General features: G+C 67.3%; 20 protein-coding genes. 7 read left to right on the forward strand and 13 right to left on the reverse strand.

The genetic code is table 11. The features are described from left to right. Window positions 1-47: 47 nt before the first annotated feature. The 7 genes from QRN34_RS04105 to QRN34_RS04135 form a co-directional block, all read right to left on the reverse strand. Complete coding sequence (locus QRN34_RS04105; protein ID WP_285402252.1) at window positions 48-728, reverse strand: energy transducer TonB; 681 nt, start codon at window positions 726-728, stop codon at window positions 48-50. A 4-nt stretch (window positions 729-732) separates the two neighbouring features. Beyond that, a complete protein-coding gene (locus QRN34_RS04110) occupies window positions 733-1,140 on the reverse strand; it encodes a biopolymer transporter ExbD (RefSeq protein WP_036142026.1) in 408 nt (135 codons plus the stop codon). Between the two features lie 9 nt (window positions 1,141-1,149). Continuing rightward, complete coding sequence (locus tag QRN34_RS04115; RefSeq protein WP_285402256.1) at window positions 1,150-2,925, reverse strand: MotA/TolQ/ExbB proton channel family protein; 1,776 nt, start codon at window positions 2,923-2,925, stop codon at window positions 1,150-1,152. A 37-nt stretch (window positions 2,926-2,962) separates the two neighbouring features. Next, entirely contained in the window at window positions 2,963-4,567 is a 1,605-nt protein-coding gene (locus QRN34_RS04120; protein WP_285402258.1) for a ShlB/FhaC/HecB family hemolysin secretion/activation protein, read from the reverse strand. Between the two features lie 140 nt (window positions 4,568-4,707). Further along, window positions 4,708-5,673: a FecR domain-containing protein gene (locus tag QRN34_RS04125; RefSeq protein ID WP_285402570.1), complete on the reverse strand. Its 966-nt coding sequence runs from the start codon at window positions 5,671-5,673 to the stop codon at window positions 4,708-4,710. A 5-nt stretch (window positions 5,674-5,678) separates the two neighbouring features. Beyond that, the gene (locus QRN34_RS04130) at window positions 5,679-6,215 is read right to left on the reverse strand and encodes an RNA polymerase sigma factor (protein ID WP_285402260.1); all 537 of its coding nucleotides are present in this window, start codon (window positions 6,213-6,215) and stop codon (window positions 5,679-5,681) included. 2 nt (window positions 6,216-6,217) lie between these two features. Then, complete coding sequence (locus tag QRN34_RS04135; protein WP_285402262.1) at window positions 6,218-6,934, reverse strand: secretin and TonB N-terminal domain-containing protein; 717 nt, start codon at window positions 6,932-6,934, stop codon at window positions 6,218-6,220. A gap of 182 nt (window positions 6,935-7,116) precedes the next feature. Here QRN34_RS04135 and QRN34_RS04140 point away from each other — a divergent pair, with 182 nt between their 5' ends. Further along, the gene (locus QRN34_RS04140; RefSeq protein WP_285402264.1) at window positions 7,117-7,545 is read left to right on the forward strand and encodes a hypothetical protein; all 429 of its coding nucleotides are present in this window, start codon (window positions 7,117-7,119) and stop codon (window positions 7,543-7,545) included. Between the two features lie 26 nt (window positions 7,546-7,571). Here QRN34_RS04140 and gspD read toward each other — a convergent pair whose 3' ends face one another. Further along, window positions 7,572-9,926, reverse strand: coding sequence for a type II secretion system secretin GspD (gene gspD / locus QRN34_RS04145; protein ID WP_285402266.1), 2,355 nt, complete (start codon window positions 9,924-9,926; stop codon window positions 7,572-7,574). A 188-nt stretch (window positions 9,927-10,114) separates the two neighbouring features. Between gspD and QRN34_RS04150 the strand changes: the two genes are divergently transcribed. The 4 genes from QRN34_RS04150 to ykgO all read left to right on the forward strand — a co-directional run bounded on the left by QRN34_RS04150 (window position 10,115) and on the right by ykgO (window position 12,955). Continuing rightward, window positions 10,115-10,834 (forward strand): CoA transferase subunit A, encoded by a 720-nt coding sequence (locus tag QRN34_RS04150; RefSeq protein WP_036142040.1) that lies wholly within the window; start codon window positions 10,115-10,117, stop codon window positions 10,832-10,834. Between the two features lie 10 nt (window positions 10,835-10,844). Continuing rightward, window positions 10,845-11,480 carry a 3-oxoacid CoA-transferase subunit B gene (locus tag QRN34_RS04155; protein WP_285402269.1) on the forward strand — a complete coding sequence of 212 codons (636 nt, stop codon included), beginning with the start codon at window positions 10,845-10,847 and terminating at the stop codon, window positions 11,478-11,480. A 346-nt stretch (window positions 11,481-11,826) separates the two neighbouring features. Further along, on the forward strand, window positions 11,827-12,741 hold the full coding sequence (locus tag QRN34_RS04160; protein WP_285402271.1) for a LysR family transcriptional regulator: 915 nt from the start codon (window positions 11,827-11,829) through the stop codon (window positions 12,739-12,741). Between the two features lie 88 nt (window positions 12,742-12,829). Further along, entirely contained in the window at window positions 12,830-12,955 is a 126-nt protein-coding gene (gene ykgO, locus QRN34_RS04165) for a type B 50S ribosomal protein L36 (protein WP_029213509.1), read from the forward strand. 305 nt (window positions 12,956-13,260) lie between these two features. Here the strand turns inward: ykgO and QRN34_RS04170 are convergent, their stop codons facing one another. From QRN34_RS04170 to QRN34_RS04180, 3 genes are read right to left on the reverse strand one after another with little or no spacing between them, the layout of a single operon-like run. After that, complete coding sequence (locus QRN34_RS04170; protein ID WP_285402275.1) at window positions 13,261-15,159, reverse strand: GGDEF domain-containing protein; 1,899 nt, start codon at window positions 15,157-15,159, stop codon at window positions 13,261-13,263. After that, window positions 15,107-15,544 carry a hypothetical protein gene (locus QRN34_RS04175; RefSeq protein ID WP_285402276.1) on the reverse strand — a complete coding sequence of 146 codons (438 nt, stop codon included), beginning with the start codon at window positions 15,542-15,544 and terminating at the stop codon, window positions 15,107-15,109. The genes QRN34_RS04170 and QRN34_RS04175 overlap by 53 nt, the downstream gene beginning before the upstream one ends. A gap of 15 nt (window positions 15,545-15,559) precedes the next feature. Further along, window positions 15,560-17,170, reverse strand: a complete 1,611-nt coding sequence (locus QRN34_RS04180) for an OFA family MFS transporter (RefSeq protein WP_285402277.1) — start codon at window positions 17,168-17,170, stop codon at window positions 15,560-15,562. Between the two features lie 183 nt (window positions 17,171-17,353). Between QRN34_RS04180 and QRN34_RS04185 the strand changes: the two genes are divergently transcribed. Next, the gene (locus QRN34_RS04185) at window positions 17,354-19,459 is read left to right on the forward strand and encodes a TonB-dependent receptor (protein ID WP_285402278.1); all 2,106 of its coding nucleotides are present in this window, start codon (window positions 17,354-17,356) and stop codon (window positions 19,457-19,459) included. Between the two features lie 4 nt (window positions 19,460-19,463). Next, complete coding sequence (locus QRN34_RS04190) at window positions 19,464-21,905, forward strand: sulfite reductase flavoprotein subunit alpha (RefSeq protein ID WP_285402280.1); 2,442 nt, start codon at window positions 19,464-19,466, stop codon at window positions 21,903-21,905. A 252-nt stretch (window positions 21,906-22,157) separates the two neighbouring features. On the opposite strand, the gene greA is transcribed toward QRN34_RS04190, so the two are convergent. Further along, window positions 22,158-22,640: a transcription elongation factor GreA gene (greA, locus tag QRN34_RS04195; RefSeq protein ID WP_285402281.1), complete on the reverse strand. Its 483-nt coding sequence runs from the start codon at window positions 22,638-22,640 to the stop codon at window positions 22,158-22,160. Further along, on the reverse strand, window positions 22,637-25,864 hold the full coding sequence (gene carB, locus QRN34_RS04200; protein ID WP_285402282.1) for a carbamoyl-phosphate synthase large subunit: 3,228 nt from the start codon (window positions 25,862-25,864) through the stop codon (window positions 22,637-22,639). The genes greA and carB overlap by 4 nt, the downstream gene beginning before the upstream one ends. Between the last annotated feature and the right edge of the window lie 38 nt (window positions 25,865-25,902).

The following is a 25,902-nucleotide window of genomic DNA, read 5'->3' on the forward strand; positions in this document are numbered from 1 at the left end:
CCGGCTATCCAGGGTCGTGTCTTTCGAAGGGAAACAGGTGGCGTGGCTCATGCGGGGCGCTTCCCGCGAATGGCCACGCGCAGGGGAAAATGCAGCGACGACGGCGGCGCGACGTCGATGTGGGGCATCGTGCGCAGGGCGTCGAGCAACGCCTGGTCGGTGTCCGGGTTGCCGCTGGAGCCGACCAGTTCGGCGCGGGTGAGCTTGCCGTCGGCATCCAGCCAGATATCCGCGCGCACGTCGAAGGCCAGGCGGTTGACCCGGCCGTCGCGCTGCACGGCCTGCTGGATGGCGTAACCCAGGTACTGGTCGTAACTGCCCGTGCCGCTGCCGGTGCCGCCACCGGAACCGACCATGCCGCCGCCGTCGCCCGCGCCGATGTTGAACGCGTCGGACCCGGCCTGTGCGTCGGCATTCATGGTGACGTTGCGGGCTACGTCGTTGCTCGGCTTGGGCGCGTCCACCGGCTTCTGCGGAACGTCCTGCGGCTTGTCGACCGGCTTGATGTCTTCTTCCACCTTCTTCGGCTCCGGCGGTTTTTCCTTCGGCGGCGGGGGCGGGGGCGGCAGCGGCGTGATGGTGGCGATGCGCGGCGCTTCCCGGCGCACGCCCACGGTGCTGCCGGCGAAATGCCAGATCAGCACACCGAGCAAAACGACCGCGATGGCGCCGATCGCCGGACCGAGCCAGCGGCGTTGCCTGCGACGGGGGATGTCGTGTGGGCTCACGCGATCAACCCTTCGGTGCCTTGCCGGTGACCAGACCGACCTGCGGCAGGTCCACGCGGCGCAGCAGGTCCAGGATGTCCATCACCTTCTGGTACTGGACGGTCGAGTCGCCCTTGACCACCACCGGGAAATCCGGGTTCAGCGCCTTGAGCGAGCGCAGACGCTGCTCCAGCTCGGCGATCGTCACCGGGTAGGCGTCGAGGAAGATCTGCCCGGTGTCGGAGATGGTGATCGCCTTGGTCTGCGGCTTGGCCATGCTCACCGCGGAGCTCGCCTTGGGCAGGTTGACCTTGATGCCCTGCACCGACGCGGTGGTCATGATGATGAAGATCACCAGCAGCACGTACGCCAGGTCGAGCATCGGCGTGATGTTGATGTCGTCGTACGGTTTGTCGTCGTCTTGGGCGCGCATGTCCGCTCCTCAGGCCGCGACGGCGGTCGGGTGGGTGCTGCGCTGCTGTTCCGCCAGGCGCGTCACGAACTCGTCGACGAACACCTGCATGTTCGCGGTGACATTCTTGTTGCGGATCAGCAGGTAGTTGTAGCCGAACAGCGCCGGGATGGCGACGAACAGGCCGGCCACCGTGGCCAGCAGGGCCGCCGCGATGCCGGGGGCGATGGCGTTGACGTTGACGTCGCCCGCCGCGGCGATGGCGGCGAAGGTGATCATCACGCCGACCACCGTACCGAGCAGCCCGAGGAAGGGACCGCCGGAAATGGCGATGGTCAGCAGCACCATCGATTTGGCGAGGCGCTGGTTCTCGCGCACCAGCACCGAATCCATCGTGGCGCGGATGGCCTCGATGGATTCCGGCGCGATGTGGTCGCGGCCGTCCGCGTCACGGCGTCCCCAGACTTCGCCGGCGCCCACCTTGTACAGGCGATACAGCGACGAGGCCTCCAGCCGGTCCGCGGCCGGATCGCGCGACAGCGCGAGGATGTTGCGCCCCTGCTGGCGGAACGCGTCGAGGAAATCCTCGTTGGCGCGGCTGACCCGGTTCACGTAGGTGGCGCGCTGCCACATCACCACCCAGGACAGGACGGCCATGATCATCAGGATGCCGATGATGGACCAGGCATCCGCCGTCACCGACTTGACGATGATGCCGAAGTAGCCGAAGCCGACGCCGGCCTGCTTCTCGTCCGGGCCATAGGCCAGCAGCTTCGACTCCGCGCCCTGGGTCTGCGCGTCCACGGCGATCAGCGCCGCCGGACGGGCGATGCGCGAGATACGCACCTCGTCCATCGTTCCGACAAACGGCACCAGCGTATCGGCCTGGCCGGCGACATCGCCGCCGAGCGTGGCCGGGCCGCTCATCGCGGGCAGCCGGGCATCCAGCTTTGCGTACGGCTTGCCGTCGACATACAGGGCGATGTCGTTGCCCGCGGCGGTCACGGCGACATGGGTCCAGGCACCGGCCTTGATCGGCTCGCCGACGGGGCTCACCGCGTCGCCCACCTGTACGAAGGGCACGCCGTTGTCGAGGCCCACGAAGACCTTCTGCGTGCCCTGGCGACGCGCGTAGAGCAGCGAACGACCCGCGGCCACGGCATCGACCTTGACCCAGGCACTGACCGTGAAGGTGCCGCCGTCGGCGACGTTCATCGACACGCTGCCCGGCAGCGTCACCACCTTGCTGCCGTCGAAGCGCGCGGCCTTGCCGATCACGCCGTCGACGGTGGGGATGTCGTTGCCGGTGGCGTTGTTGGCGTACGCCGTGGCGTCGCGCGGCGGCGTGCCGGCGGGTTCCTCGAAGTGATACACGGCCGCGTAGTCGGCGTCGAACACGGCACCGGCCTTCTCGCCGCCCTGCGCCTTCGGGTTGCCGTAGTACATCCAGATCGGCTGCTGGGCATCGGCCGCCAGCTGCGGCACGTCCACCCAGACCAGGGCGACGCCGAGCACCGGATCGAAGCTTTCGACCTGGTAGTTCAGCGGGGTCTTGTCGTCCGCGGCGACGAAACGCACATCGGCGCCGCTTTCGGACACACCGTCGAACGTGAAGTTGCCCGAGTGCAACCGGACCAGCAGGGGCACGCGGCCGACCGCCGTGGTGAGGTTGCCGCCCTTGGCCGTGCTGTCGATGGTGATGGCCTTGCGGAAGGCGAAGTCCTGGTTCCACCAGGAGGTCTCGGCATGCGCGGCCGGCACCAGCGTCAGCAACAGCAGGCCGGTCAGGATGAGAAGTCGTTTCACGGTGATGTCCCCTGGATGCGTGGACCCGACCCGAGGGTCAGAGGTCCGCCTTGAGCGAGAAATGGATACGGGTGTCGTGGGCGCGCGTGGCCTGCCCGTCGTTGAACGGATAGGCCACCTCGAACGCGCCGGTGGCGATGTTGAAGATCTGGAAACGCGTGCCCAGGCCCACGCTGGAGAGGTCGTAACTCTTCACCGTCTTGCTGCCGGCCTCGGGACGGGATGGATCGACCAGCGACGGCAAGGCGTTCATCAGGGCCAGGTGCGCGCCGTCGAGGAAGGCATGGAAGCGCCAGTCGTTCACCCATGCGCCCAGGTGTGCGGCGATCGACGGTGAGCGGAACTCGATGGAGCCGATGGCGCCGCGGTCCGCGGTTTGTTCGGCTTCCAGGTAACCGCGCACGCTGCTCTCGCCGCCGGCGGCGTATTGCTCGCTGGAAATCAGCGACGAGGTGGACACCTGCGCGCCGAGGCGGCCAAACAGGCTGAACCCGTTGTCGAGGACATGGGTACGGCTGGTGTCGGCCTTCACGTAGAAGAAGTTCTGCCGCGCGCGGTAGCGCTGGTAGTCGAACTCGGCCGAACTGCTGCTGCCGGCGCGAAAGCCCGCCGTGGCGCTCAGCGAGATCGTCTGCACCGTCTTCTCGTCCACCGACTGGCCCTGGTAACCGGCGGTCAACGGGATATAGGTGATCGGCGCCTTCGAGGTGGCACCGCCCAGGGTGATGTTCTGGTCGAAGTGCTTGCGGTTGACCGCCAGCGACAGCGACTGGCTGTACGACCCATGGGCCGGCAAGGTACGCAGGAGCGTGAAGCCGAAGGCATTGCCCTTGCCGAGCACGGTGGTGCCACCCACGGCATTGGCGTTGCTGTTGGACTTATAACCGGAGGCCAGCACGCTCCAGTCGCTGTCGAGCGGCACCAGGTAGGAACCGGCCCAGACTTCCGCCGCATTGCGATGCTGCGGGGCGACGATATAGGTGAGCGAGGCCGCATGGCCTGCCTGGAACAGGTTGTCGTCGCGCACGCTGGCAACGGTGCGCAGTTCCGGCGTATTCACGCTGTGGTCGTTGTTGACCTCGAGGCTGGCGTGCAGCGGCGAGGCATCGGTGACCTTAAGCGTCACGTCCATCGTCTGCGGCAGCTTGCCGGGCGTCAGTACCGGCACCACCTGCGCGCCACTGCGCCGGTTCACGTCCGTGAGCTGCTGCTGGGCCCGGGTGAAATCGGGCACGTCTCCTTCATGCAGCGCCGGCACCGCGTCGCGGATGTCCTTCGGCGAGCGATACGTCGCGCCTTCCACGCGCACGCGGCCGATCGTGTTCTCGGTGACCTGGAAGCGGATGATCCCGCCCTTGACCTGCTGCGGCGGCAGGTCCACCACGACCGACTGGTAGCCGTGCGCCTGGTAGGCCTTCTGCAAGGCGTCCCGGGCCGCGCTCACGTCGTTCATCGACTTGCCGGGACCGAGAAACGGATAGACCGCCGTTTCGATATCCAGCGCCGGCAAGGTCGTGTTGCCGTCGACCACATACTCGTTGACGTCGAACGCGGTCGGCGCATCCTGGGCCGACGCGTTCACGGCGAGGCCGAGCGCAAGCGCCAACGCAAGCGCGTGGCGTGACGTCGTGGCACGACTCATGCGTTCACCCGTATTACTCGTGTAGCCACGCGGACTGTCCCCTGTCGTTCCGTTTGTCCCCTAGACGCGGGAACACGGGTGGCACTGAACCGCTGTCACGAAAGATTCATGGGCCGGCCAAGCGCCGCCCGGGCGCGTGCTCAGCTGAGCAGCACCCATCCCCCCGGGAGATGCGTGGCGTGGGCGCCATACGCGTCCTGGATGAGGGTCGTCACGTCGGCCATCTGGGCGAGGGTGAAACGCGCATGCACGCGACGCTCGGCAAGGGCACGATCGGTAATCACGATGCGCCCGGGCCGGTAGCGGTTGATATCGGCGACCACGTCGGCCAGCCGCTGGTTGTCGTAGATGAGCACACGACGGCGCCACGCCAGTGCGGTATCCGGATTCACCGCGACCGGCGCGGACAGGCCGTTCGCATCCACGTCCACCTGCTGCGACGGCTTGACCCGCGTCGTCGTCGATGCCCAGGTCAGTTCGGTCTGCCCGTCCAGGCAGGTGACGCTGGTCGCCGCGTCGTGGCAGCGCAAGGCGAACGCACTGCCCGGCGCCGAGGCCAGCGTGGCATCGGCCACCTGCACCACGAACGGCGCACGGCGGCTCGGGTCGATGTGGACTACCGCCTCACCCGAGCGCAGCCGCATGCCGGTGACCCGCCGCCCGTCGGTAAGCAGGTGGATGTCGCTGGCCGTGTTCATTTCCACCCGGATGCCCGGCGCCACGTCGACCCGGCGCTGCTCGCCCACCGCGGTGTGCAGGGTCGAGGCATCGGCGGTGGCGATCAGGTCGAGCCCATGACGTCCGATGAGGACGGCGGCCACCGACGCGGCGACGGCCGCGGTGAGGAAACGCCTTCGGTCCATGCGCAGGCCGTGGCGCGGGGCGACCCGATCCCCGCGTGACGCGCCCGCGCGGTGTTCGGCGATCGCCGGCCCCAGGTGCTCCCACAGGCGCCGCGTGCGTGCGAAGGCCTCCGCATGCCGTTCGTCGGCCATGCACCAGCGCCGGAACGCCTCACCGTCCTCGCGGGTCGCCGTGCCCGAGGTGAGGTGGAGCAGCCAGGCGTGTGCCTCGCGGTCGCTGCGTTGCAGGAGAAGGGTGTCCATATCGGTCAAGACGATTCGCCCGCACCGGGACCGAACCGCTGGAACGATTTCCGACCCACTTTTGTGGCGCAGGTCTCAAGCGCCTTCTTCAGTTCCTTGCCCACCATGCGCACGGATATGCCATGCCGCGCGGCGATGTCCGCCTGGGGTTGTTCGTCGACACGGGCCGCGATGAGGATGTCGCGCTGGCGACGGGTCAACGTGTCCAGGGCCTCGGACAGCGCCAGCACCTCCTGCCGCGACGACAGCACCGCGGAGGGATCGAGGCCATCGTGGACGCCGTTGATCAGGTCGTCCACCTCGTCACCCGTGAGCAGGCGCCCCGACGCACGATGATGATCGGCCGCCATGTTGAGGGCCATGCGGAACAGGTAGCCGGTGGGATGCCGGGCACGTTCCTCGCTCGGGTCGAGCCGGCGCACGCGCAGGTAGGTCTCCTGCAGCACGTCGTCGACCAGGTCGTCCGAGCGCAGTCGCCGACGCAGGCGACGGCGGAAGTCCTCGTAATTGTCGAGGAACAGGCCGAGCATCGACGTATCCACGGTCAATCCTCCCCCGCGCGGACGCCGCGGCAGGGATCGTTCGACGCGGGGGAAGGCACGAGCAGCACGGTCACCGGGCTCATGCCGGACAACCGGGGCGGTAGACGCACCGAGCGCACCGCGGCCAGTACCCGGCGATCTCGCGCGGGATCGTCGGAAGGCGCGAGCGCGGATGCCCGTTCCACGGTCCCGGAGCCGTCGATCCACAGCTGCAAGGCGAGGCGGAAGCCACCCGGGCGGGTGTCCTGCCTTGCGCACAAGGCCTGGGCGATGCTCGCCTGGATCAGGAAGGCATCGCCCTGGCCGAGCGAGGGCGAGCCGTCCCGTGCCATCGCGGGCGCATCGGGCACGCCAGGCGTCGGGGCTGTCGCGTCGGCGGTCACGGTGAAGGCATTCGTCGATGAGAAACGTGCACCCAGGCCGGTTCCGAGCAGGAGGATACGTAACGCATCGTGCGGGCTCGCCGTCCCGTGCACACCCCGACTGAGGCGGCCCGCGACCAGCGCGTCGTCGAACAGCACGGCAATGCCGCTCTGTTCGCCGAAGGCGCGCAGGGCACTGGCGAGGGACTGTTCGTCGATGTCGAAGCGCGCTGACGCATGCGTTTCTGCCGTCCCCTGGGGTGATTCGGACGGCCTGCCCACCTGCGCGACCGCACCGGACGACGCGAGCAGGACCATGCACGCGACGAGCGCGAAAACGCTGCGTGCCAAGGTCATTCCTCGCGCTCTGGCGGACGGGACGGAAGCTCGTCTTCGGGCCGAAGGCTAGGCGCGCGGAATGACAGTCAGGCTCTGTTTCGATGACAGGCTCGATGACACGACCATGACAGCGGGGGAATGACGTTTACCCGCGAGAACTTGCGTGTTATCCATCACCGGATATCGCGGGGAAGAGAACGATGCATATTCGGCAAGGTGGACTGAAAGGCGTCGCAGCGAACGCCTCGAAGCGATGTGTTGTTGCCATCGCGTTGTGCATCGCTGCGCTGGACGGCGGCTGGTGCAGCGCACAGACCGTGGCCGACCACGGGGCGGTCGTCACGTTGCCCGGCGTCAATGCGTCAGCCGATGCTCCGGGTTGCGCCGAGGCCAACGGCGCGGGCACCGCGGCGCTTTCGTTCGAGTGCCTGAACCGCGCTGTCGCCCCCACGAACACGCCGCCCCTACCGGTGCCGCAAGGTACCGACGTCGGCCATCGCGCCACCAACCAGCTGGGCCTCTACAACGCCGCCGCCCTGGGACACCGCATGGGACCGAACCTCGGAACCTCGGTGCAACCCTACCGGCCGCGGCTTGCCTACCCTACCCCGCTGGTGCCCGCGCACTAGCGCAGCGCGGGACTATCCATGGTGCCTTACGGATGCAGAGGCACGGTCACCGTCGGCTCGCCGTTACCGGTCCGGGTCGTTCCCGACGTGGGCGTATCACCCCGATACGGGCGCAGCGATTCGAACTTGCGCTGGTATTCGTCCGTCACCTGCTTGGCTTCGTCGCCATTGGTGATGACGCGCGGCGTGATCAGCACGATCAGCTCGGTGCGGTTGCGGCTGCGCGTGGTGGAGCCAAACAGACGGCCGAAGACGGGAATGCGATTCAGGCCGGGAATGCCGGTGTCGGTCACGCCCTCGTCCTGCTTGATCAGGCCACCCAGCAACACCGTCTGCCCGCTCTGTACGGCCACCTGGGTGGCCACCTCGCGCTGCTGGATCGGGAAGTTGCCCGTGGCGGTGTCCTTCTGGCCGGGCGCGCTCACCACCTGGTTGATGTTGAGGTACACCAGGCCACCGGGATTCACGCGCGGACGCACGTTGAGGATCACACCGGTGTCCTTGTATTCCAGCTGGCCGATGGTGTTATCGGAGTTGGCGTTGGTGTTGATATAGGTCTGCGTGATGGGAATCTGGTCGCCGACCTGGATATGCGCCTTCTGGTTGTTCAGCACCACCAGCGACGGCGCGGACAGCGTCTTGGTGTTGCCGCTGGTTTCCATCGCACGAAGTGCCACGGAGATATTGTTGTTGACGAAAGAGTAGAAGAAACTCTCGCCGCCGTAGCTGGCGCCACCGTTGCCCAGCGCCCACTGCTGCTTGTTGCCGGGCTGCGTGGGCTGGCCGTTGGTCGACCCGACCAGGCCTTCCAGGTACCACTGCACGCCGAACTGGAACTCGCCGGTCAGCGCCACCTCGAGGATGCGCGTCTCGATCTGCACCTGCAGCGGCACGGCGTCCAGGCGCTTGATCGCCTGCTCGATCTCGGCCCACTGGGCCGGACGGCAACGGACCATCAGCTGGTTGTTCGAATCCACCGAGGTGATGCGCACGCCTTCGTCCGTGGTGATCGGTCCGTTGCGCTGGCGGCGCGACGAGGTGTTGTCGTCGTCGCCGAGGCCGCTGCCGCCACCCGAGCCCATCGAACTGCCGCCGCCGAAACTGGAGCCGCCATTCGATCCGTACGAGCCGCCGCCCAGGCCGCCGGTGGTATTGATCAGGCCCGACGAGCCCGACGACGAACCCGAGCTGTTGCCGAACGAGCCGGTGTTGCTGCCCAGGCCCGAGCCGCCGCGGTTGCCCAGGTCGTTATCGCCGCCGCCCAGCGAGCCGGACGACAGGCCGGGGCCCACCTTGCCGCCGCGGTCGCTCGAACCGCCGCCACCGGAGCCGCCGCCGTAGATGTCGGAGAGGTAATCGGCCAGGTCGGAGGCCTGCACGTTGCGCACGTCGTAGACGTACAGCTGCGGCTCGTTACCGCCGCCGTGGTCGATACGGTCGATCCAGCTGCGGACTTCCTCGAGGTACGCCGGCTGCGGGCTGATCACCACCAGCGAGTTGGTGCGTTCGATCGGGATGAAGCGCAGCAGGCCGGCCATGGGCGTATTGCCCTTGTCGCCGAACAGCTTGTCGAGCATGGGCGTGAGGTCCTTGACCTCCGCGCGTTGCAGGCTGAACACGCCCACCGACATGCCACGCAGCCAGTCCACGTCGAACGTGGCCACGGTGCGCTGGTAGTTGTCCAGCTCGGAAGGCGTGCCGGCCATGACGATGACATTGCGCGTCGGATCGGCCAGCAACGTGGCGTCCGGCCGCGCGAACGGCTTGATCAGCTTCTGCATCTCGGTGGCCGAGATGTAGTGCAGCGGGAACAGCCGCGCCTGCAGGCCGCCGGCCGGCGCATTGGCGCCCAGGCTGGGGACGAGGTTTCCCGCCACGGCGTCCTTCGCAGGCACCACCACGTAGCGGCCGTTGCTGTGCACCAGCGCGTTGTTGGTCCAGGACAGCAGCGTTTCCAGGATCGGCAGGGCCTGCTCGGCCGTCACCGGCTGCGAGGTCGAGAAGGACACGTTGCCCTGCACGCCCGGGGTGATCGAGTAGTTCTCGTGCAGCAGGTCGCCCAGGATGGCCTTGACCACCGCCTCGACCGGCTGGTTCTCGAAATTGAAGGTCACCGTGCCGGTGCCCGCCGCGACCGGCCGGGGCTTGGCCAGGCCCACGGGGCGGACGAACTGGCCGGTGCCGGTGGTGATCTGCGGCTGGGTGGTCGCCGACGAGGAAGGGTTGGTCGACGGGGCGATGCGCGGCCGGGGGGCAGGCAGTTCCGTACCGGCCATGGCTTCGCGCTGCAACGATCCATCGTCACGCGGTTGCGGCAGCGACTGGCATCCGGCAAGTGCGACCGCGAGCGCCGTGGCGCCGATCAGGGGACTTTTGAGCATGGAACAACGTACTCCCTCGTTGGACGCGGCACGATACACCGACCCCTGGTGTTCGCCTATTTCGCTAACTCTAAAGGGAGCCTCACACAAAGCGCCAGCCTTACGCGCCGTTGCGGCATCCCCGGGCGGCCCTCGGCTATGATGGCCGGCGAACCGGCGGCGGGTCCGACCGGATGGACTGGACACGCATGAACCAGGTGAAGTCGCCTTCCCGCGACAAACGCGTCGCCACCGCCGACGAGGCGCTGGCCGGCCTCGTGGCCGATGGACAGATCATCGCCGTGGGGGGCTTCGGGCTCTGCGGCATCCCCGAACTGCTGATCCAGGCGCTGCGCGATTCCGGGGTCAAGGGCCTCACCGCCGTGTCCAACAACGCGGGCATCGACGGCGTCGGCCTGGGCCTGCTGTTGGAAACCCGCCAGATCCGCAAGATGGTCTCGTCCTACGTGGGCGAGAACAAGGAATTCGAGCGCCAGTACCTCGCCGGCGAGCTGGAGGTCGATTTCACGCCGCAGGGCACGCTGGCCGAGAAGCTGCGCGCCGGCGGCGCGGGCATCCCCGCCTTCTTCACCCGCACCGGTTACGGCACGCAGGTCGCCGAGGGCAAGGAAACCCGCGAGTTCGACGGCCACATGTACGTGATGGAGCGATCCATCGTGGCCGACGTGGCCCTGGTCAAGGCGTGGAAGGCCGACCCCTCGGGCAACCTGGTCTATCGCAAGACCGCGCGCAACTTCAATCCGATGGCCGCCACGGCGGGCAAGGTGTGCGTCGCCGAGGTGGAGATCATGGTCGAGGTGGGCGAGCTGGACCCGGACCAGATCCACACGCCCGGCATCTACGTCGATCGCATCGTGCACAATCCCGCGCCGTCCAAGCGCATCGAACAGCGCACCGTGCGCGCCTGAGGAGAACACCATGGCCTGGACCCGCGAACAGATGGCGCAACGCGCCGCCCTGGAACTCTCCGACGGCGATTACGTCAACCTCGGCATCGGCTTGCCCACACTCGTGGCCAACCACCTGCCCGAGGGCGTGGACGTGTGGCTGCAGTCCGAGAACGGCCTGCTCGGCATCGGCCCCTTCCCCACCGAGGACGAAGTGGACGCCGACCTCATCAACGCCGGCAAGCAGACCGTCACCGCCCGCCAAGGCGCGTCGTTCTTCTCCAGCGCCGATTCCTTCGCCATGATCCGCGGCGGCCACGTGGACATTTCCATCCTCGGCGCCATGCAGGTCACCGCCAGCGGCGACATCGCCAACTGGATGGTGCCCGGCAAGATGGTCAAGGGCATGGGCGGCGCGATGGACCTCGTGGCCGGCGTCAAGCGCGTGGTCGTGGTCATGGAGCACACCGCGAAGGACGGCACGCCGAAGATCCTGACCGAATGCAGCCTGCCCCTCACCGGCAAGGGCGTGGTCGACCGCATCATCACCGACCTGGCCGTGTTCGATGTCACGCCCCAGGGCCTGGTGCTGATCGAGATGGCCCCGAACGTGGACGAGGCGCACCTGCGCGCCAGCACCGCCTGCGATTTTGCACGGGCCGGCTGACGGGCCGTGAGGCGTGATGGGCGGTGAGGGGGATCGCGCACGTGCGTGCGCTCCTACACACACCAGGTTGTCACGTCGTCGCGTTCCCGCCGTAGGAGCGCACGATGTGCGCGATTCCGCCGTGCGCACAATGACCGGACACCGGAAATAAAGTCGCCCCGGAGCAAACGCCTCGGTATGGGCCTCGGGGGGGGAGGTAGGCCAGATACCGGTAGTTAGCGTCGCTGCGGGGCGAGGGACCTGCCGACCCAGGGGGAGGGTTGGTGGCAGGTCGAGGCGAAGCATAGATTTCCTAGGAAATTCTCGCCAATATATATTTCAGCGATCACTTATACGAAATGCGACTATGTTCGATCTTCGGCAATTGCGCTACTTCGTCGAAGTGGCCGAAACCCTCAGCTTCACCCAGGCCGCGCAACGACTGCATATCTCGCAGCCGCCGCTGTCGCAGCAGATCCAGTCGCTGGAGGCGGACCTGGGCGTTCGCCTGCTCGACCGGAATCGGCGGCGTGTGGCGCTGACCGAGCCGGGGCGGCTGTTCCTCATCGAGGCCAAGGCGATCCTGGCCCGTGCCGAAAGCGCGCGTACCGTGGTCAGCGAGGCGGCCGCAGGGTTCACGGGCCAGCTGAAGCTGGCCTATGCCGTTTCCGTCTCCTTCCACCCCGCCCTGCCCGAGACCCTGCTGCGGTTTTCCCATGAGGCGCCCAACGTCAGCCTGCACCTCGGCGAGATGCTGACCGGCGCGCAATACGATGCGCTGCTCAGCGGACAGATCGACGTCGGCCTGCTGCGCGCGCCCCCCGAAGGCGTGGCTAACGCGCGCCAGCTGAACGTCGAGACGATCGACCACGAGCCACTGGTGATCGCCCTGCCCGTCGATCATCGCCTCGCCCGGCGGGACGCGGTACGCATGGAGGAACTGGCCACGGAGCGGTGGGTAGCCCCGCCGAGGGCGCACGCCGCGACCCTGATCGACCGGCTCAGCCTGCTGGCCGACAAGGCACGCTTCCGTCCCAATATCCGCCAGGAGGCCCAGCAGATCCCGTCCCTGCTGCCGCTGGTAGCCGCGGGCCTGGGCCTCGCCCTGGTGCCCGCCTCGCTACGGGCGGTGCACCTGGACGGTGTCGCTTTCGTCCGCGTGGACGATCCGGAAGCCTACCTGTTGCTTGCGGTGGCCTCGCGCGTGGACAATACCTCGCCCGTGCTGGACAGTTTCCTGCGTACGGTCCGCCAGGCGCGCGTCAAGCTCGGTCTTGCCTGAAAAGCGAATCTTTCCCAGCGCTTGCGTAACGGGAGGCGGATGGCTACAATTCCGTTTTTCCTTGTCCTTAAAGTTTCAGGAGCTGGCCGTGAAGGTGCTTTCCTCTTTGAAGTCCGCGAAGTCGCGTCACCGTGACTGCAAAGTCGTACGCCGTCGCGGCAAAGTGTTCGTGATCTGCAAGAGCAACCCCCGTTTCAAGGCTCGTCAGCGCTAATCGGCTGCGACGGGTTCAGAAAAAAGACCGCGAAAGCGGTCTTTTTTTTGTCCGTTACACCCTCGCGCGCCGTTGGGGGTAAGGCATCGGTCGTTTTTGTCGCGGTGAGGGTTCGCGCACATGCGTGCGCTCCTACACCTGCCGGAATCGTCACGTTTCGGAATCGTCACGTTTCGGAATCGCCACGGGCCGGGATCGCCGCGCTTCTGTAGGAGCCCACGATGTGGGCGATCTAATACACCTGCCGGAATCGCGGCACCCCTATAGGAGCCCACGATGTGGGCGATTTACGCCCCCTACCCGGCTTACGCCCCAGACTCGGTGAGATACGGCGAATCGGGAATGTCGCCGGTGTCGCCCATGAAGACGCCGTTGCGGCCGGCGCGCTTGGCGCGGTAAAGGGCGGCGTCGGCAACCACCAGCAGGCGGTGCAGTTCGTAGCCGCATTGCAGCGTGCTGCCTACGCCGAAGCTGGCGGTGACATGCAGTTCCGGGTGCGATGGCGTGGCCGAGGTGGCGGCGATGGACAGGCGCAGCTGTTCGGCACGGGCGCGGGCCTGGGCCGGGCTGCAGTCCGGCAGCAACACGGCGAACTCCTCGCCCCCCAGCCGCCCGAACACGTCGCACGCGTGCAACGAGCGACGGCACACGTTCACGGCGCGCTTGAGCACCTCGTCGCCCACGGCGTGGCCGAAGGTGTCGTTGACGTTCTTGAAGTGGTCCAGGTCGAACAGGATCAGGCACAGCCCGCGATCGGACCGCGCGCCGTAAGCCAGCACGCGCTCGGCCTGCTCGACGAAGTGCTCGCGGTTGCAGATGCCGGTGAGCCCGTCGCGGCGCGCCAGCTTCATGAAGCGTAGCTGCGAACGCCGCAGCCACAGCAGCAGCCAGACGATGGCCACCAGGGCTAGTCCGAGAATGAAGATATACAAGCGGCCGGTCTCGACCTGCTTGCGGTCCAGCGCGCCGCTCAGGCGGAGGATCTCGTTCTGCTTGTTCAGTGTGTCGACTTCCGCCTTGCGGGCCAGCAGCTGCTGGTCCACGATCTGGAAGGCCAGGCTGCGGGCGCCGATGTCGTCCAGATAGGCCTTGTCCGCCGCCATGTACTGCTCGTGGTACGCCAGCGCCTGCGGCGCGTGCCCCAGCCGCTCCTCGACCTGGTACAGCACCAGGTAACCCGTGCGCCGCGGATCGGTGAACTCGTCGCGGATGGCCCCGGCGACCGCCAGCAGACCGAAACGCCGCGCATTGGCCAGATCGCCCAGGGCAAGATAGGCGCGGGCCAGGTACGCATCGAACTCGCTCAGCAACTGCGGGTAATCCAGCGCGCGCAGGTTGTCGCGATGCGCGATCAGCAGCGCCACCGCATCGGCGGCGCGGCCGTGGTCGAGATAGAACGCCGCGATATCCGCGCGCATGCTTTCGGCGAAGACGTCCTCGTGCCGGGCCATGCAGGTCTCGATGGCCTGCTCGAACACCGGCTCGATGGACGACAGCCGATTGGCTTCGCGTCGCGCCCGCAACAGGTGCTGGGCGCCCTTGCAGATCGTCTCGCCCGGTGGCGGCTGCGCCATCATCTCGCGGGCATACGCCTCGGCCTGGTCGAACTGGCCCGCCGTGCTGAGCAGCTGAGACGCTTCGCCCAGTGCCTGGAAACGCGCCTTGCGATCACGCACGGAAGGCAGCAGCTCCTGCAGTTCGGCCAGCCGCTGGAAGGCTTCCTGGTAGCGGTGCCCGACGCCGAGAAGATTGATCAGGGTGGCGAGTGCCCGCACGCGCAGCACCGAGTTCACCGAGGGATCGATGACCTTTTCCAGCTCGCCGCGGCCGGTGTCGTAATCGCCCAGCCAGGTGGCGCGCCACCCGCGCAGGAAATGGAGCATGGCGCGCTGGTCGGTATCCAGCCGCGGCTCCATCGGCGTCATGGCGTCGACCAGCCGCGAATAACGGGCGAAGTCGGTGATCTTCAGCGCGTCGGCTTCGCGCAGCGTGGCGTCGACAGCGGCCGGCGATATCGCTTCGCCCGCGCCGGTGGCGGTGGTCGCTGCCTGGCCTGCCCCCGCAGCGGACGCCGCTGCGCACGCCGCGGTGGCAGCCATGCCGAGTACGAACAGGGCCGCGATCCAGCGCTGGCCGAACGCGCGCACCGGGTCAGGACAACGGGGCGGGATGGACCAGAGGGGAACGACGAGGTTTGCCTTCACCCTCGTCGTCGTCCTCGTCGTCCTCGTCATCGAGCGGCCGGTCGTCCTCGTGATCGGGGTGCACCGGCATCTGGCTGGAAAACCAGATGCCCTGCCCGCCCATGACCGCCCGCAAGGCTTCCGCGTCGCGTGCCACCAGGGGCGCGCGAACGGCATCCTCGATAACGTGATCCCCCAGGGCCTTCGCCAGCGATTCCGCCGACGCGTACCTCAGCGACGCATCGCCCCCGACGCGCGCCAGCCAGTCCACTACAGTGCCCATCTTCGTCCCTTGGGCGCAGAGGCCGTACCCCTGGCCGATGTCGTGCCTCCCCTCGAGGCGCCGTGGGCGGATCATATCCGCAAGGGCTTTCGGGTTGAAGTAGGCCAACTGGCCGGTATGCATCGCCCTGTCCCTGCGTTACAGCAGGGCCGCGGCTTTCTGCAGGGCGATCCACACGCCGATCAGGAACGGAATACCGACCGCCAGCCAGGCGAGCACGCCCGTCATGCCGAAGGGGCCACGCGCGGCCGCCGATACGCTCGCGTCGGTGGTGTGGACTTCGTGCTGCAAGGCGCGTTCGCGTTGCAGCTCGGCGTCCGTCATGTGCAGGCGCGGATCGACGGGGCGCACCAGCAGGTTGCAGACCAGCCCGACCAGCAACAGGCCCGCCAGCAGGTACAGCGTGCGGTCGTAGACCAGGTTCTTTGCCACGCCCGCGCCCAGCTGGGCCTCGCGGATGCCGGCGATCAGCACCGGACCGGCGACGCCCGCCACCGACCACGCGGTCAGCAGGCGCCCGTGGATGGCACCGACCATCTGCGTGCCGAAGATGTCCGCCAGGTACGCGGGCACCGTGGCGAATCCACCACCGTACATCGAAAGGATCAGGCAGACGGTCAGCACGAACAGCGCCGCCAGCCCCATGTGACCCAGGCTCGGCAGCAGGCAGTACAGGGCGATACCGAGCAGGAAGAACACGGTGTAGGTGGTCCTGCGGCCAAGGATGTCCGATGCCGAGGCCCAGGCCAGTCGGCCCAGCGAGTTGAACAGGCTGATCAGGCCGACCAGACCGGCCGCGGCGGCGGCGATCGAGGCCTTCTGTGCCGTGCTGAGCGCGACGTCCGATCCGACGCCGAGCAGGCGACCACCGAACACGTCCTGCAGCATCGGGCTGGCCATGGACAGCACGCCGATGCCGGCGGTGACGTTCATGCACAGCACGCCCCAGATCAGCCAGAACTGCGGCGTCTTCCACGCGTGATCGAGATGGACGTGACCCTGCGAAATCATCGCGGCCTTCGTTGCGACCGGCTGGTAACCGACCGGTTTCCACCCGCTGGGGGTCACGCGGAAACCGAAGGCACCCAGCGACATCACCACGAAATACAGCACGCCCATGACGATGAGCGTCCGCGACACACCGGCGATGTCCCCGTCCCGGAACACGTCCATCAGCTTGACTGCGACAGGCGCACCGATCATCGCGCCGCCGCCGTAGCCCATGATGGCGAAGCCGGTGGCCAGTCCGCGCCGGTCCGGAAACCACTTGATCAACGTCGATACCGGCGTGATGTAGCCGAGCCCCTGCCCGACACCGCCGAGCAGGCCACAGCCGAGGTAGACCAGCCACAGCTGGTGGATGGCGACGCCGATGCCGCCCAGCACCAGGCCACCGCCCCAGCAGCATGCGGCGATGAAGCCCGCCTTGCGCGGGCCGGCATGTTCCAGCCAGCCGCCCCAGATCGCCGCCGCCAGGCCGAGCATGGCGATGAAGGTCTCGAAGATGTGGTTGACCGAAGGCACCGTCCAGTTGCAGGTGGTCGTGGTCAGCTGGTCGAGGAAACCCTGGCTCGCGCACAGGGCGGCGTCGGCGCCGGGTACCAGCTTCGTCATCGGCAGCCAGAACACGGAAAAACCGTAGGCCATGCCGATGCACAGGTGAATGGCCAGTGCCGCGGGGGGCACCAGCCAGCGATTGAATCCCGGACCCGCGATCGTGCGTTCCCGTGCCAGCAAGCCTGCCGCCATGTGATGTCCCCCTGCCTGTGAAAATCGTCGTGCCCCGGATCGCATCTTAGGCAGGTTGACGGGCAATGCCACCCTACGTTGGTATGACGACGCGCGTTGACGTATCGATGTGCGGTCGCAATAATCTGCGGTTCATCCGGGCCAGCCAGATCGCCACGCCCTCCCCTCTCGTGAGGACCTCTGGTGCCCCTTTCTTCCCGGCTGCTCGCTGCCGCCCCGTTTCTCGTCCCGTCGCTCGCCCTGGCCGACGACGCCCGCCCGCCGCAGACGCTCGACAAGGTCGTGGTCACCGCCTCCCGCACCGACCAGGACGCCCACACGGCACCGCAGACCGTCGTGGTGATCGACCGCGAAGCCATCGAACAACAACTGCGGCTCAGCAGCAACACCTCCGATGTGCTGTCGAACCTGATTCCTTCGTACACCCCGAGCCGCGGCAAGATGAACGGCAGTGGCGAGACCTTGCGGGGACGGACGCCACTGATCCTCGTCGACGGCATTCCGCAGTCCAACCCGCTGCGCCCTACCGGTCGCGAAGCACACACCATCGATTACGCGATGGTGGAGCGCATCGAGGTGATCCAGGGTGCGAACGCCATGAACGGCCTGGGTGCCACGGGCGGCACGATCAACCTGATCACACGTCGTCCGGAACCCGGCGCCGTGAACCAGCACCTGGGCGTGCAGACGACCCTCCCGACAAGCGGCGCCAACAGCGAAACGGCCGGTTACCGCGCGGACTACCGCATCAGCGGCAACCGCGGTCGCTGGGATTACCTGCTGGGTGCCGGGTACGAGGACCAGGGCTTGTGGCGCGACGGCAACGGCAAGGCCATCGGCACCGACGTGACGCAAGGCGACCTCATGGCCACGCGCGCCTACGACCTGCACGCGAAGCTCGGTTACTGGATCGACGACAACCAGGAACTGCAATTCAGCACCAACCGCTACCGCATCAAGTCCAAGGCCGAGTACGTCACGGTGCCGGGCGATCGCGACGCCGGCGTTCCCACGACGTCCGCGCGCGGCACCCCGCCAGGCACGCCGCCGTGGAACGACGTCTGGACGACCGGACTCAGCTACACCCATCACGACCTGGCCGGCATGGAACTGAAGGCCATGGTCTTCAACCAGCGATTCGAAGGCCTGTTCGGCGCCGACAACTCGTCGACCTTCCAGGATCCACGCATCGCGCCGGTAGGCACGCTGTACGACCAGTCGCGCTCCGTGGCGTCGAAATGGGGATCGAAGACCAGCCTGGGTCGGGACGACCTGTTCGACGACCACCTGAAGCTGACCGCCGGCATCGACACGCTGTGGGACAGCGGCAAGCAGGACCTGTACGGCACCGGGCGCACGTATGTTCCGGAATCCTCGTTCCGCAGCCTCGCGGGATTCGTCCAGGCCGATGTGAAACTCCTTCCCGCACTGACCCTGCAGGGCGGGTGGCGCCATGAGGACTCCCGGCTGCGCATCGACAGCTACCGGACCCTCTACCGCTACAACCGCGTGAACGTGCAGGGCGGCTCGCTGTCGTTCAAGCAGAACCTGTTCAACGCGGGGCTGGTCTACGCACCAAGCGACACGTTCAACGTGTACACCAGCTACGCCGAAGGCTTCGGCATGCCCGATGTGGGCCGCGTGCTGCGCTCGATCAACACCGTCGGCACCTCGGTGGCCGACCTGCGCGCGCTGCAACCGGTGCTCACCCGCAACACCGAGCTCGGTGCGCGCCTGCGCACGCACGACTGGGAAGCCGATGTCAGCGTGTTCCAGTCACGTTCGGCCTACGGCACGCGCGTGATCGCCGTGGACGGCGCCTTCCAGATGGCGCGCGAGAAGACCGCCATCGAGGGCCTCGATGCCGCGCTGCGCTATCGCGTCGACGACACGCATCGTTTGGGCGTGTCGTATGCCTGGACGCGTGGCCGGTACGACAGCGACGGCGACGGACGCCTGGACGCACGCCTGGATGGCCTCAACATCGCGCCGAACCGGGTCATCGCCACCTGGTCGGCACAGTGGACGCCCCAGCTGTCGACCTTCGTCCAGGGCCAGTACGCGTTCGACCGGCATTTCGATGAAGCCGCCAAGGATTTCAGCGGCTACGCGCTGTTCGACCTGGGCGTGGACTATGCCCTGCCCCGCGGCAGCCTGAACCTCGGCGTGGCCAACCTGTTCGACCGCCAATACATCACCTATTACTCCCAGAGCGCCCTGGTCGAACCGGCCCGCTACTTCGCGGGACGGGGCCGCACCCTCACCGTCGGTTACAGCCTGGATTTCTGACCCGATGTTGAAAAACGTGCTCTTCCAGCTCCACTGGTTCCTGGGCATCACGGCCGGCACGGTGCTCGCGATCATGGGCATCACCGGTGCGACGCTGGCCTTCCAGGACGAGATCCTGCTGAGCATGAATCCGTCGCTCGAGCAGGTCGTCCATCGTCACGAAGCCGGCGAGCACGCGCTGCCCCTCACCGAGATCGTGGCCCGCACAGGCGAAGGCGAGACAGGAGCGTTGCAACGCCTGCGCGTGGACGCCACAGGCGTGCGCGTCTCGATGGCCCGTTACGAAGGCGGCCGGAAGCACTGGCGGTACTTCGATCCGTACACGGGACAACGGCTGGCGGAACTGAAGGGCGAGCCGTTCTTCGCGTTCGTGGAGAACCTGCACCGGCGACTGGCCGCGGGCGACACCGGCCGCGCGGTCACCGGCGCATGCGCCGTCACGCTGGTGTTCTTCTGCCTCTCGGGCCTTTACATGCGCTGGCCACGGCGCTGGTGGAGCCTGCGCACCTGGTTCGCCGTAGCGTGGCGTCGCGACGGCCGCAGCTTCCTCTGGAGCCTGCACTCGGTTGTCGGCACCTGGGTGATGGCGGTGTATCTCATGATCGCCCTGACCGGCCTGTGGTGGTCGTACGGTTGGTACCGCACCGCCGTGACCAGCCTGCTGGGGGGCACCCCCGAGCGGGCGGCCGGCGCACCGAAGCAGCGCTTCGGCACGCTCGACCTCGCACGCCTGCAGGCCGGCCTGTCACAGGCCGTGCCCGGGCTCGACAGCGGCTACCTGGACCTGCGTCTGCCCGGGAAACCGGGCCAGTCAGCGAGTGCGCGCGTGCAGGTGGGCGAAGGCCCGCATGACCGCGCCTACGACAGCCTGGCGCTGGACCCGGCCACGGGCGCCGTGCTCTCGCAGGAGAGATACGCGGACATGCCTGCGGGCCGCAAGATGCTGGCGAGCGTCTTCGCGCTGCACTCCGGCAGCTTCTTCGGCCTGCCCGGCCGCGTGGTCGTCATGGTTTCGGCGGGCGGCATGTCGCTGTTCTTCGTGACGGGCTGGATGCTTTACCTGGATCGACGGCGGAAGAAACGGGAAGCGCGCGCGTCGCGCCTGCAACTTTCACCCGTCGCCCATCCCGACCTCGCTGATGGACGTCCGTGGCTGATCGCCTTCGCCAGCCAGAGCGGCTTCGCCGAACAGCTGGCCTGGCGTACCGCCGGACAACTGCAGGCGGCGGGCCTGCCGGTACAGGTGCATCCGGTGGCTCGCGTGGACAGCGGCATGCTCGCGGACGCCCGCCACGCCCTGTTCGTCCTCAGCACCTTCGGCGAGGGTGAGGCGCCGGACGCGGCGCGTGCCTTCGAGCGAAAGACGCTCACCCGCGCCAGCCACCTGCCCGACCTGGCCTATGCGGTGCTCGCGCTCGGCGATCGGCAGTACGCGCAGTTCTGCGGCTTTGCGCGTCGCGTGGAAACCTGGCTTGCGAACATCGGCGCCACGGCCCTTTTCCCCACGGTGGACGTGGACCGTGCCGATCCGCAGGCCCTGGCTACCTGGCAACACCACCTCGCCAGCGTGACCGGCCGTCCCATCAGCGCGCCACGGGTGGAGACGCCCGCCATGCAGGACTGGGTACTCGGCGGGCGGACACGGCTCAATCCCGGCTCGGCCGCCGGCGAGGTATGGAAGGTGAGCCTCCTGCCGCCCGCCGGTGCGCACTGGCGGGCCGGCGATATCCTCGAGGTTCATCCCGGGCATGGGCCTGCACCGCTCCAGGCACCGTCGCTACCCGTGGCACACGCGCAACCCATGCTGCTCGATGACCCGGCACATCCCCCCGCCCACGAGCCACCGCCGATCCGCGAGTATTCCATCGCGTCGATCGCCGCCGACGGCACCGTCGAGCTTGTCGTCCGCCTGACCACGGCGCCGGACGGAGGCCACGGCCTCGGTTCCGGGTGGCTGTGCGTCCACGCCCCAGCCGGCCAGCCCATCAAGGCCCGCGTACGCCACAACGACAACTTCCACCGCCACGTGCCCGCCGCGCCGATGATCCTGATCGGCAACGGCACGGGCATCGCCGGTCTGCGCAGCCTGCTGCGCGAAGCGAAGGCAGAAGGCTCGCACGGTCACTGGCTGATCTACGGCGAACGTACGCGCCGGCACGACCACCTGTTCGCGGACGAGCTGGACGCGTGGCAAGCGGAGGGGCACCTGGCCCGGATCGACCTCGCCTTCTCCCGCGACCAGGCCGAACGCGTGTATGTCCAGCACAAGCTGCTGGCCGCCAGCGACGAGCTCATCGCATGGATGGCGCGCGGCGCAACCCTCTACGTGTGCGGCTCCGTCGTCGGCATGGCATCCGGCGTCGATGCGGCGCTGCGCGGCATCCTGGGTGAGGATGCCGTGGATGACCTGGTGGCCGAGGGGCGTTATCGGCGGGATGTTTATTGAGCCGCTGCGCGGCCGTACGCCTCGGGCATCCCGTATCGCGCACATCGTGCGCTCCTACAACGCACCAAAACCCGTGTAGGAGCGCACGATGTGCGCGATCAACGTCGCCTCACACCCCGGTAGGAGCGCACGATGTGCGCGATCAAGATCACCTCACACCCCGTGTAGGAGCGCACGATGTGCGCGATACAGGCAACGCGATAGGCGCGATGGACGTGCGCCCACACACCCTATCGCCCACATCGTGGGCTCCTACCGGTAGCGGACGCCCTTGATCTCGTAGGTCTTGGTGCCGTTGGGTGCGACGAAATCGAACTCGTCGCCCTCGTTCTTGCCGATGAGGGCGCGCGCGATCGGCGACGACACGGCGATGAGTCCCTTCTTGATGTCGGCTTCGATATCGCCAACGATCTGGTAAGTCACTTCCGCATCGTTGTCCAGGTCGATCAGCTCGACGATGGCGCCGAACACGATGCGCTTGCCGACGGTCAGGCGCTCGGTGTCGATCACTTCCGAGTTCGACAGCGCCGCTTCCAGCTCGTTGATGCGACCTTCGTTGAAGCCGTGCATCTCACGCGCCGCGTGGTACTCGGCGTTTTCCTTCAGGTCGCCGTGCGCACGGGCTTCCGCCACGGCCGCGACGATCTCGGGGCGCTTCACGCGCTTGAGGTAGTCCAGCTCGTCACGAAGACGGTCGGCACCGACGGCGGTCATGGGAGGACGGGTGGCGCTCATGCGTTCAGCTCCTTGTGCAGGTCCTGCAGGCTGTTCACTTCACCATTGGCGTGGAAATCCAGCGAATGCACGAGGGCACGCGCGCCGGCCACGGTAGTGGAGTACGTCACGCGCTGCTGCAGCGCCTCGCGACGGATGGAGAACGAATCAGAAATAGCCTGCTTGCCCTCCGTCGTGTTGACGATATAGACCACTTCGCCGTTCTTGATCAGGTCGACGATATGCGGGCGACCTTCGAGCACCTTGTTGATGCGCTCGCACTTCACGCCGTGGCTTTCGAGGAACGACGCCGTACCGGAGGTGGCGACCACGACATAGCCGCGCGCCGTGACATCCTGCGCGATCGGCAGCAGGCGGTCCTTGTCGGCATCGCGCACCGACATGAACACCTTGCCCTTGGGCGGCGCATGGATGCCCGCAGCCTCGTGACCACGCGCGAAGGCGGCGCCGAACGTGCGGCCCACGCCCATCACTTCACCGGTGGAGCGCATTTCCGGCCCGAGGATCGGGTCAACGTTCTGGAACTTCAGGAACGGGAAGATCGCCTCCTTGACCGAGTAGTACGAGGGGATGATCTCCTTCGTGGCACCCTGGTCGACCAGCGAGCGGCCGGCCATGGCCCGCGCGGCGATCTTGGCCAGCGACATGCCGGTGGCCTTGCAGACGAAGGGCACCGTACGCGAAGCGCGCGGATTCACCTCGAGGATGAACACCTCGTCGCCCTGGATCGCGAACTGCGTGTTCATCAGGCCGATGACCTTGAGCTCGCGCGCCAGTTCGGTGACCTGCCGGCGCATCTCGTCCTGCACTTCCTGCGACAGCGAATACGGCGGCAGCGAGCACGAGGAATCGCCCGAGTGCACGCCCGCTTCCTCGATGTGCTCCATGATGCCGCCGATCAGCACGTTGCCCTCGGCGTCGGCCACGATGTCCACGTCCACTTCCACGGCGTGGTCGAGGAAGCGGTCCAGCAGCACCGGCGATTCGTTGGACACCTGCACGGCCTCACGGATGTAGCGCGAGAGATCCGCATCGGCATAGACGATTTCCATGGCGCGGCCGCCAAGCACGTAGCTCGGGCGGACCACCAGCGGGTAACCGATCTCGCGCGCCAGCGCCAGCGCCTCGTCGGCGTTGCGCGCGGTGCGATTCGGCGGCTGCTTGAGCTTGAGCTTCTCGATCAGCTTCTGGAAGCGCTCGCGATCCTCGGCCAGGTCGATCGACTCCGCGTTGGTGCCGATCACCGGCACGCCGGCGGCTTCGAGCGCACGCGCCAGCTTCAGCGGGGTCTGCCCGCCGTACTGCACGATCACGCCCTTGGGTTTTTCGAGGTCGACGATCTCCAGCACGTCTTCCAGCGTCAGCGGCTCGAAGTACAGGCGGTCGGAGGTGTCGTAATCGGTGGAGACGGTTTCCGGGTTGCAGTTGACCATGATGGTCTCGAACCCGTCATCGCGCAGCGCCAGCGCGGCGTGCACGCAGCAGTAGTCGAACTCGATGCCCTGGCCGATGCGGTTGGGGCCACCACCGAGCACGATGATCTTCTCGCGGTCGGTTGGGTTGGCCTCGCATTCTTCCTCGTACGTGGAGTACATGTACGCGGTGGTGGTGGCGAACTCGGCGGCGCAGGAGTCCACGCGCTTGTACACGGGGCGCACGCCCAGCGTGCGACGCACGTGGCGCACGGCGGCCTCGTTGGTGTCGACCAGCTCGGCCAGGCGCGCATCGGAGAAGCCCATGCGCTTGAGCTCGCGCATGCGCGGCTCGTCCAGCGCGGTCAGGCCCTGGCGCTGCACCTCGCCCTCGGTCATCACGATGTCCTCGAACGCGGCGAGGAACCACGGGTCGATGCGGGTCAGCGCGTGCACTTCTTCCAGCGACAGGCCGGCGCGGAAGGCATCGGCGACGTGGAACACGCGGTCCGGGCGCGGCTCGCGCAGCTCGCGCTTGAGCGTCAGGAAGCCCTCTTCGCTGCCGATGTCCAGGCCGGTCGGGTTGAGGCCGGTCTTGCCGATCTCCAGGCCGCGCAGGGCTTTCTGCATCGATTCGGTAAAGGTGCGGCCCATCGCCATCACCTCGCCCACCGACTTCATCTGGGTGGTCAGGCGCGCATCCGCGGCCGGGAACTTCTCGAAGGCGAAGCGCGGGATCTTGGTGACCACGTAGTCGATGGACGGCTCGAACGAGGCCGGGGTGAGGCCACCGGTGATGTCGTTCTTCAGTTCGTCCAGCGTGTAGCCGACGGCCAGCTTGGCGGCCACCTTGGCGATCGGGAAGCCGGTGGCCTTGGAGGCCAGCGCCGAGGAACGCGACACGCGCGGGTTCATCTCGATGACGACCACGCGGCCGTCCTCGGCATTGATGCCGAACTGCACGTTGGAACCGCCGGTGTCCACGCCGATCTTGCGCAGCACCGCGATGGAGGCGTTGCGCAGGCGCTGGTATTCCTTGTCCGTGAGGGTCTGCGCCGGCGCGACGGTGATCGAGTCGCCGGTGTGCACGCCCATCGGGTCGAAGTTCTCGATCGAGCACACGATGATGCAGTTGTCCGCCTTGTCGCGGACCACTTCCATCTCGAATTCCTTCCAGCCCAGCACCGACTCCTCGACCAGCACCTCGTGCACGGGCGAGAGCTCGAGGCCGCGACCGACGATCTCGACGAACTCTTCCTTGTTGTACGCGATGCCGCCGCCCGAACCGCCCAGCGTGAAGCTGGGCCGGATGATGGTCGGGAAGCCCACGGTCTGCTGGATCTCCAGCGCCTGCTCCATCGAGCGGGCCACTTCGGCCTTCGGGCATTCCAGGCCGATCTCGGCCATGGCGATGCGGAACAGGTTGCGGTCTTCCGCCATGCGGATGGCTTCGCGCGACGCGCCGATCAGCTCGACGTTGTACTTCTCGAGCACGCCGTGGTCGGCGAGGTCGAGCGCGCAGTTGAGGCCGGTCTGGCCACCCATCGTCGGCAGGATGGCGTCGGGACGCTCCTTGGCGATGATGCGCTCCACCGTCTGCCAGTTGATCGGCTCGATGTAGACCGCGTGGGCCGTATCGGGGTCGGTCATGATCGTGGCGGGGTTGGAGTTGACCAGGACGACGCGGTAGCCCTCTTCCTTCAGCGCCTTGCAGGCCTGGGCACCGGAGTAGTCGAACTCGCAGGCCTGGCCGATGACGATCGGGCCGGCGCCGATGACGAGGATGGTCTTGATGTCTGTGCGCTTGGGCATGGTATCTCTCGCAAACGAAGCGGATGGATGAGGGGGTC

The organism is Luteibacter sp. ME-Dv--P-043b, from assembly GCF_030209605.1.
In the GTDB taxonomy this organism is placed as follows: domain Bacteria; phylum Pseudomonadota; class Gammaproteobacteria; order Xanthomonadales; family Rhodanobacteraceae; genus Luteibacter.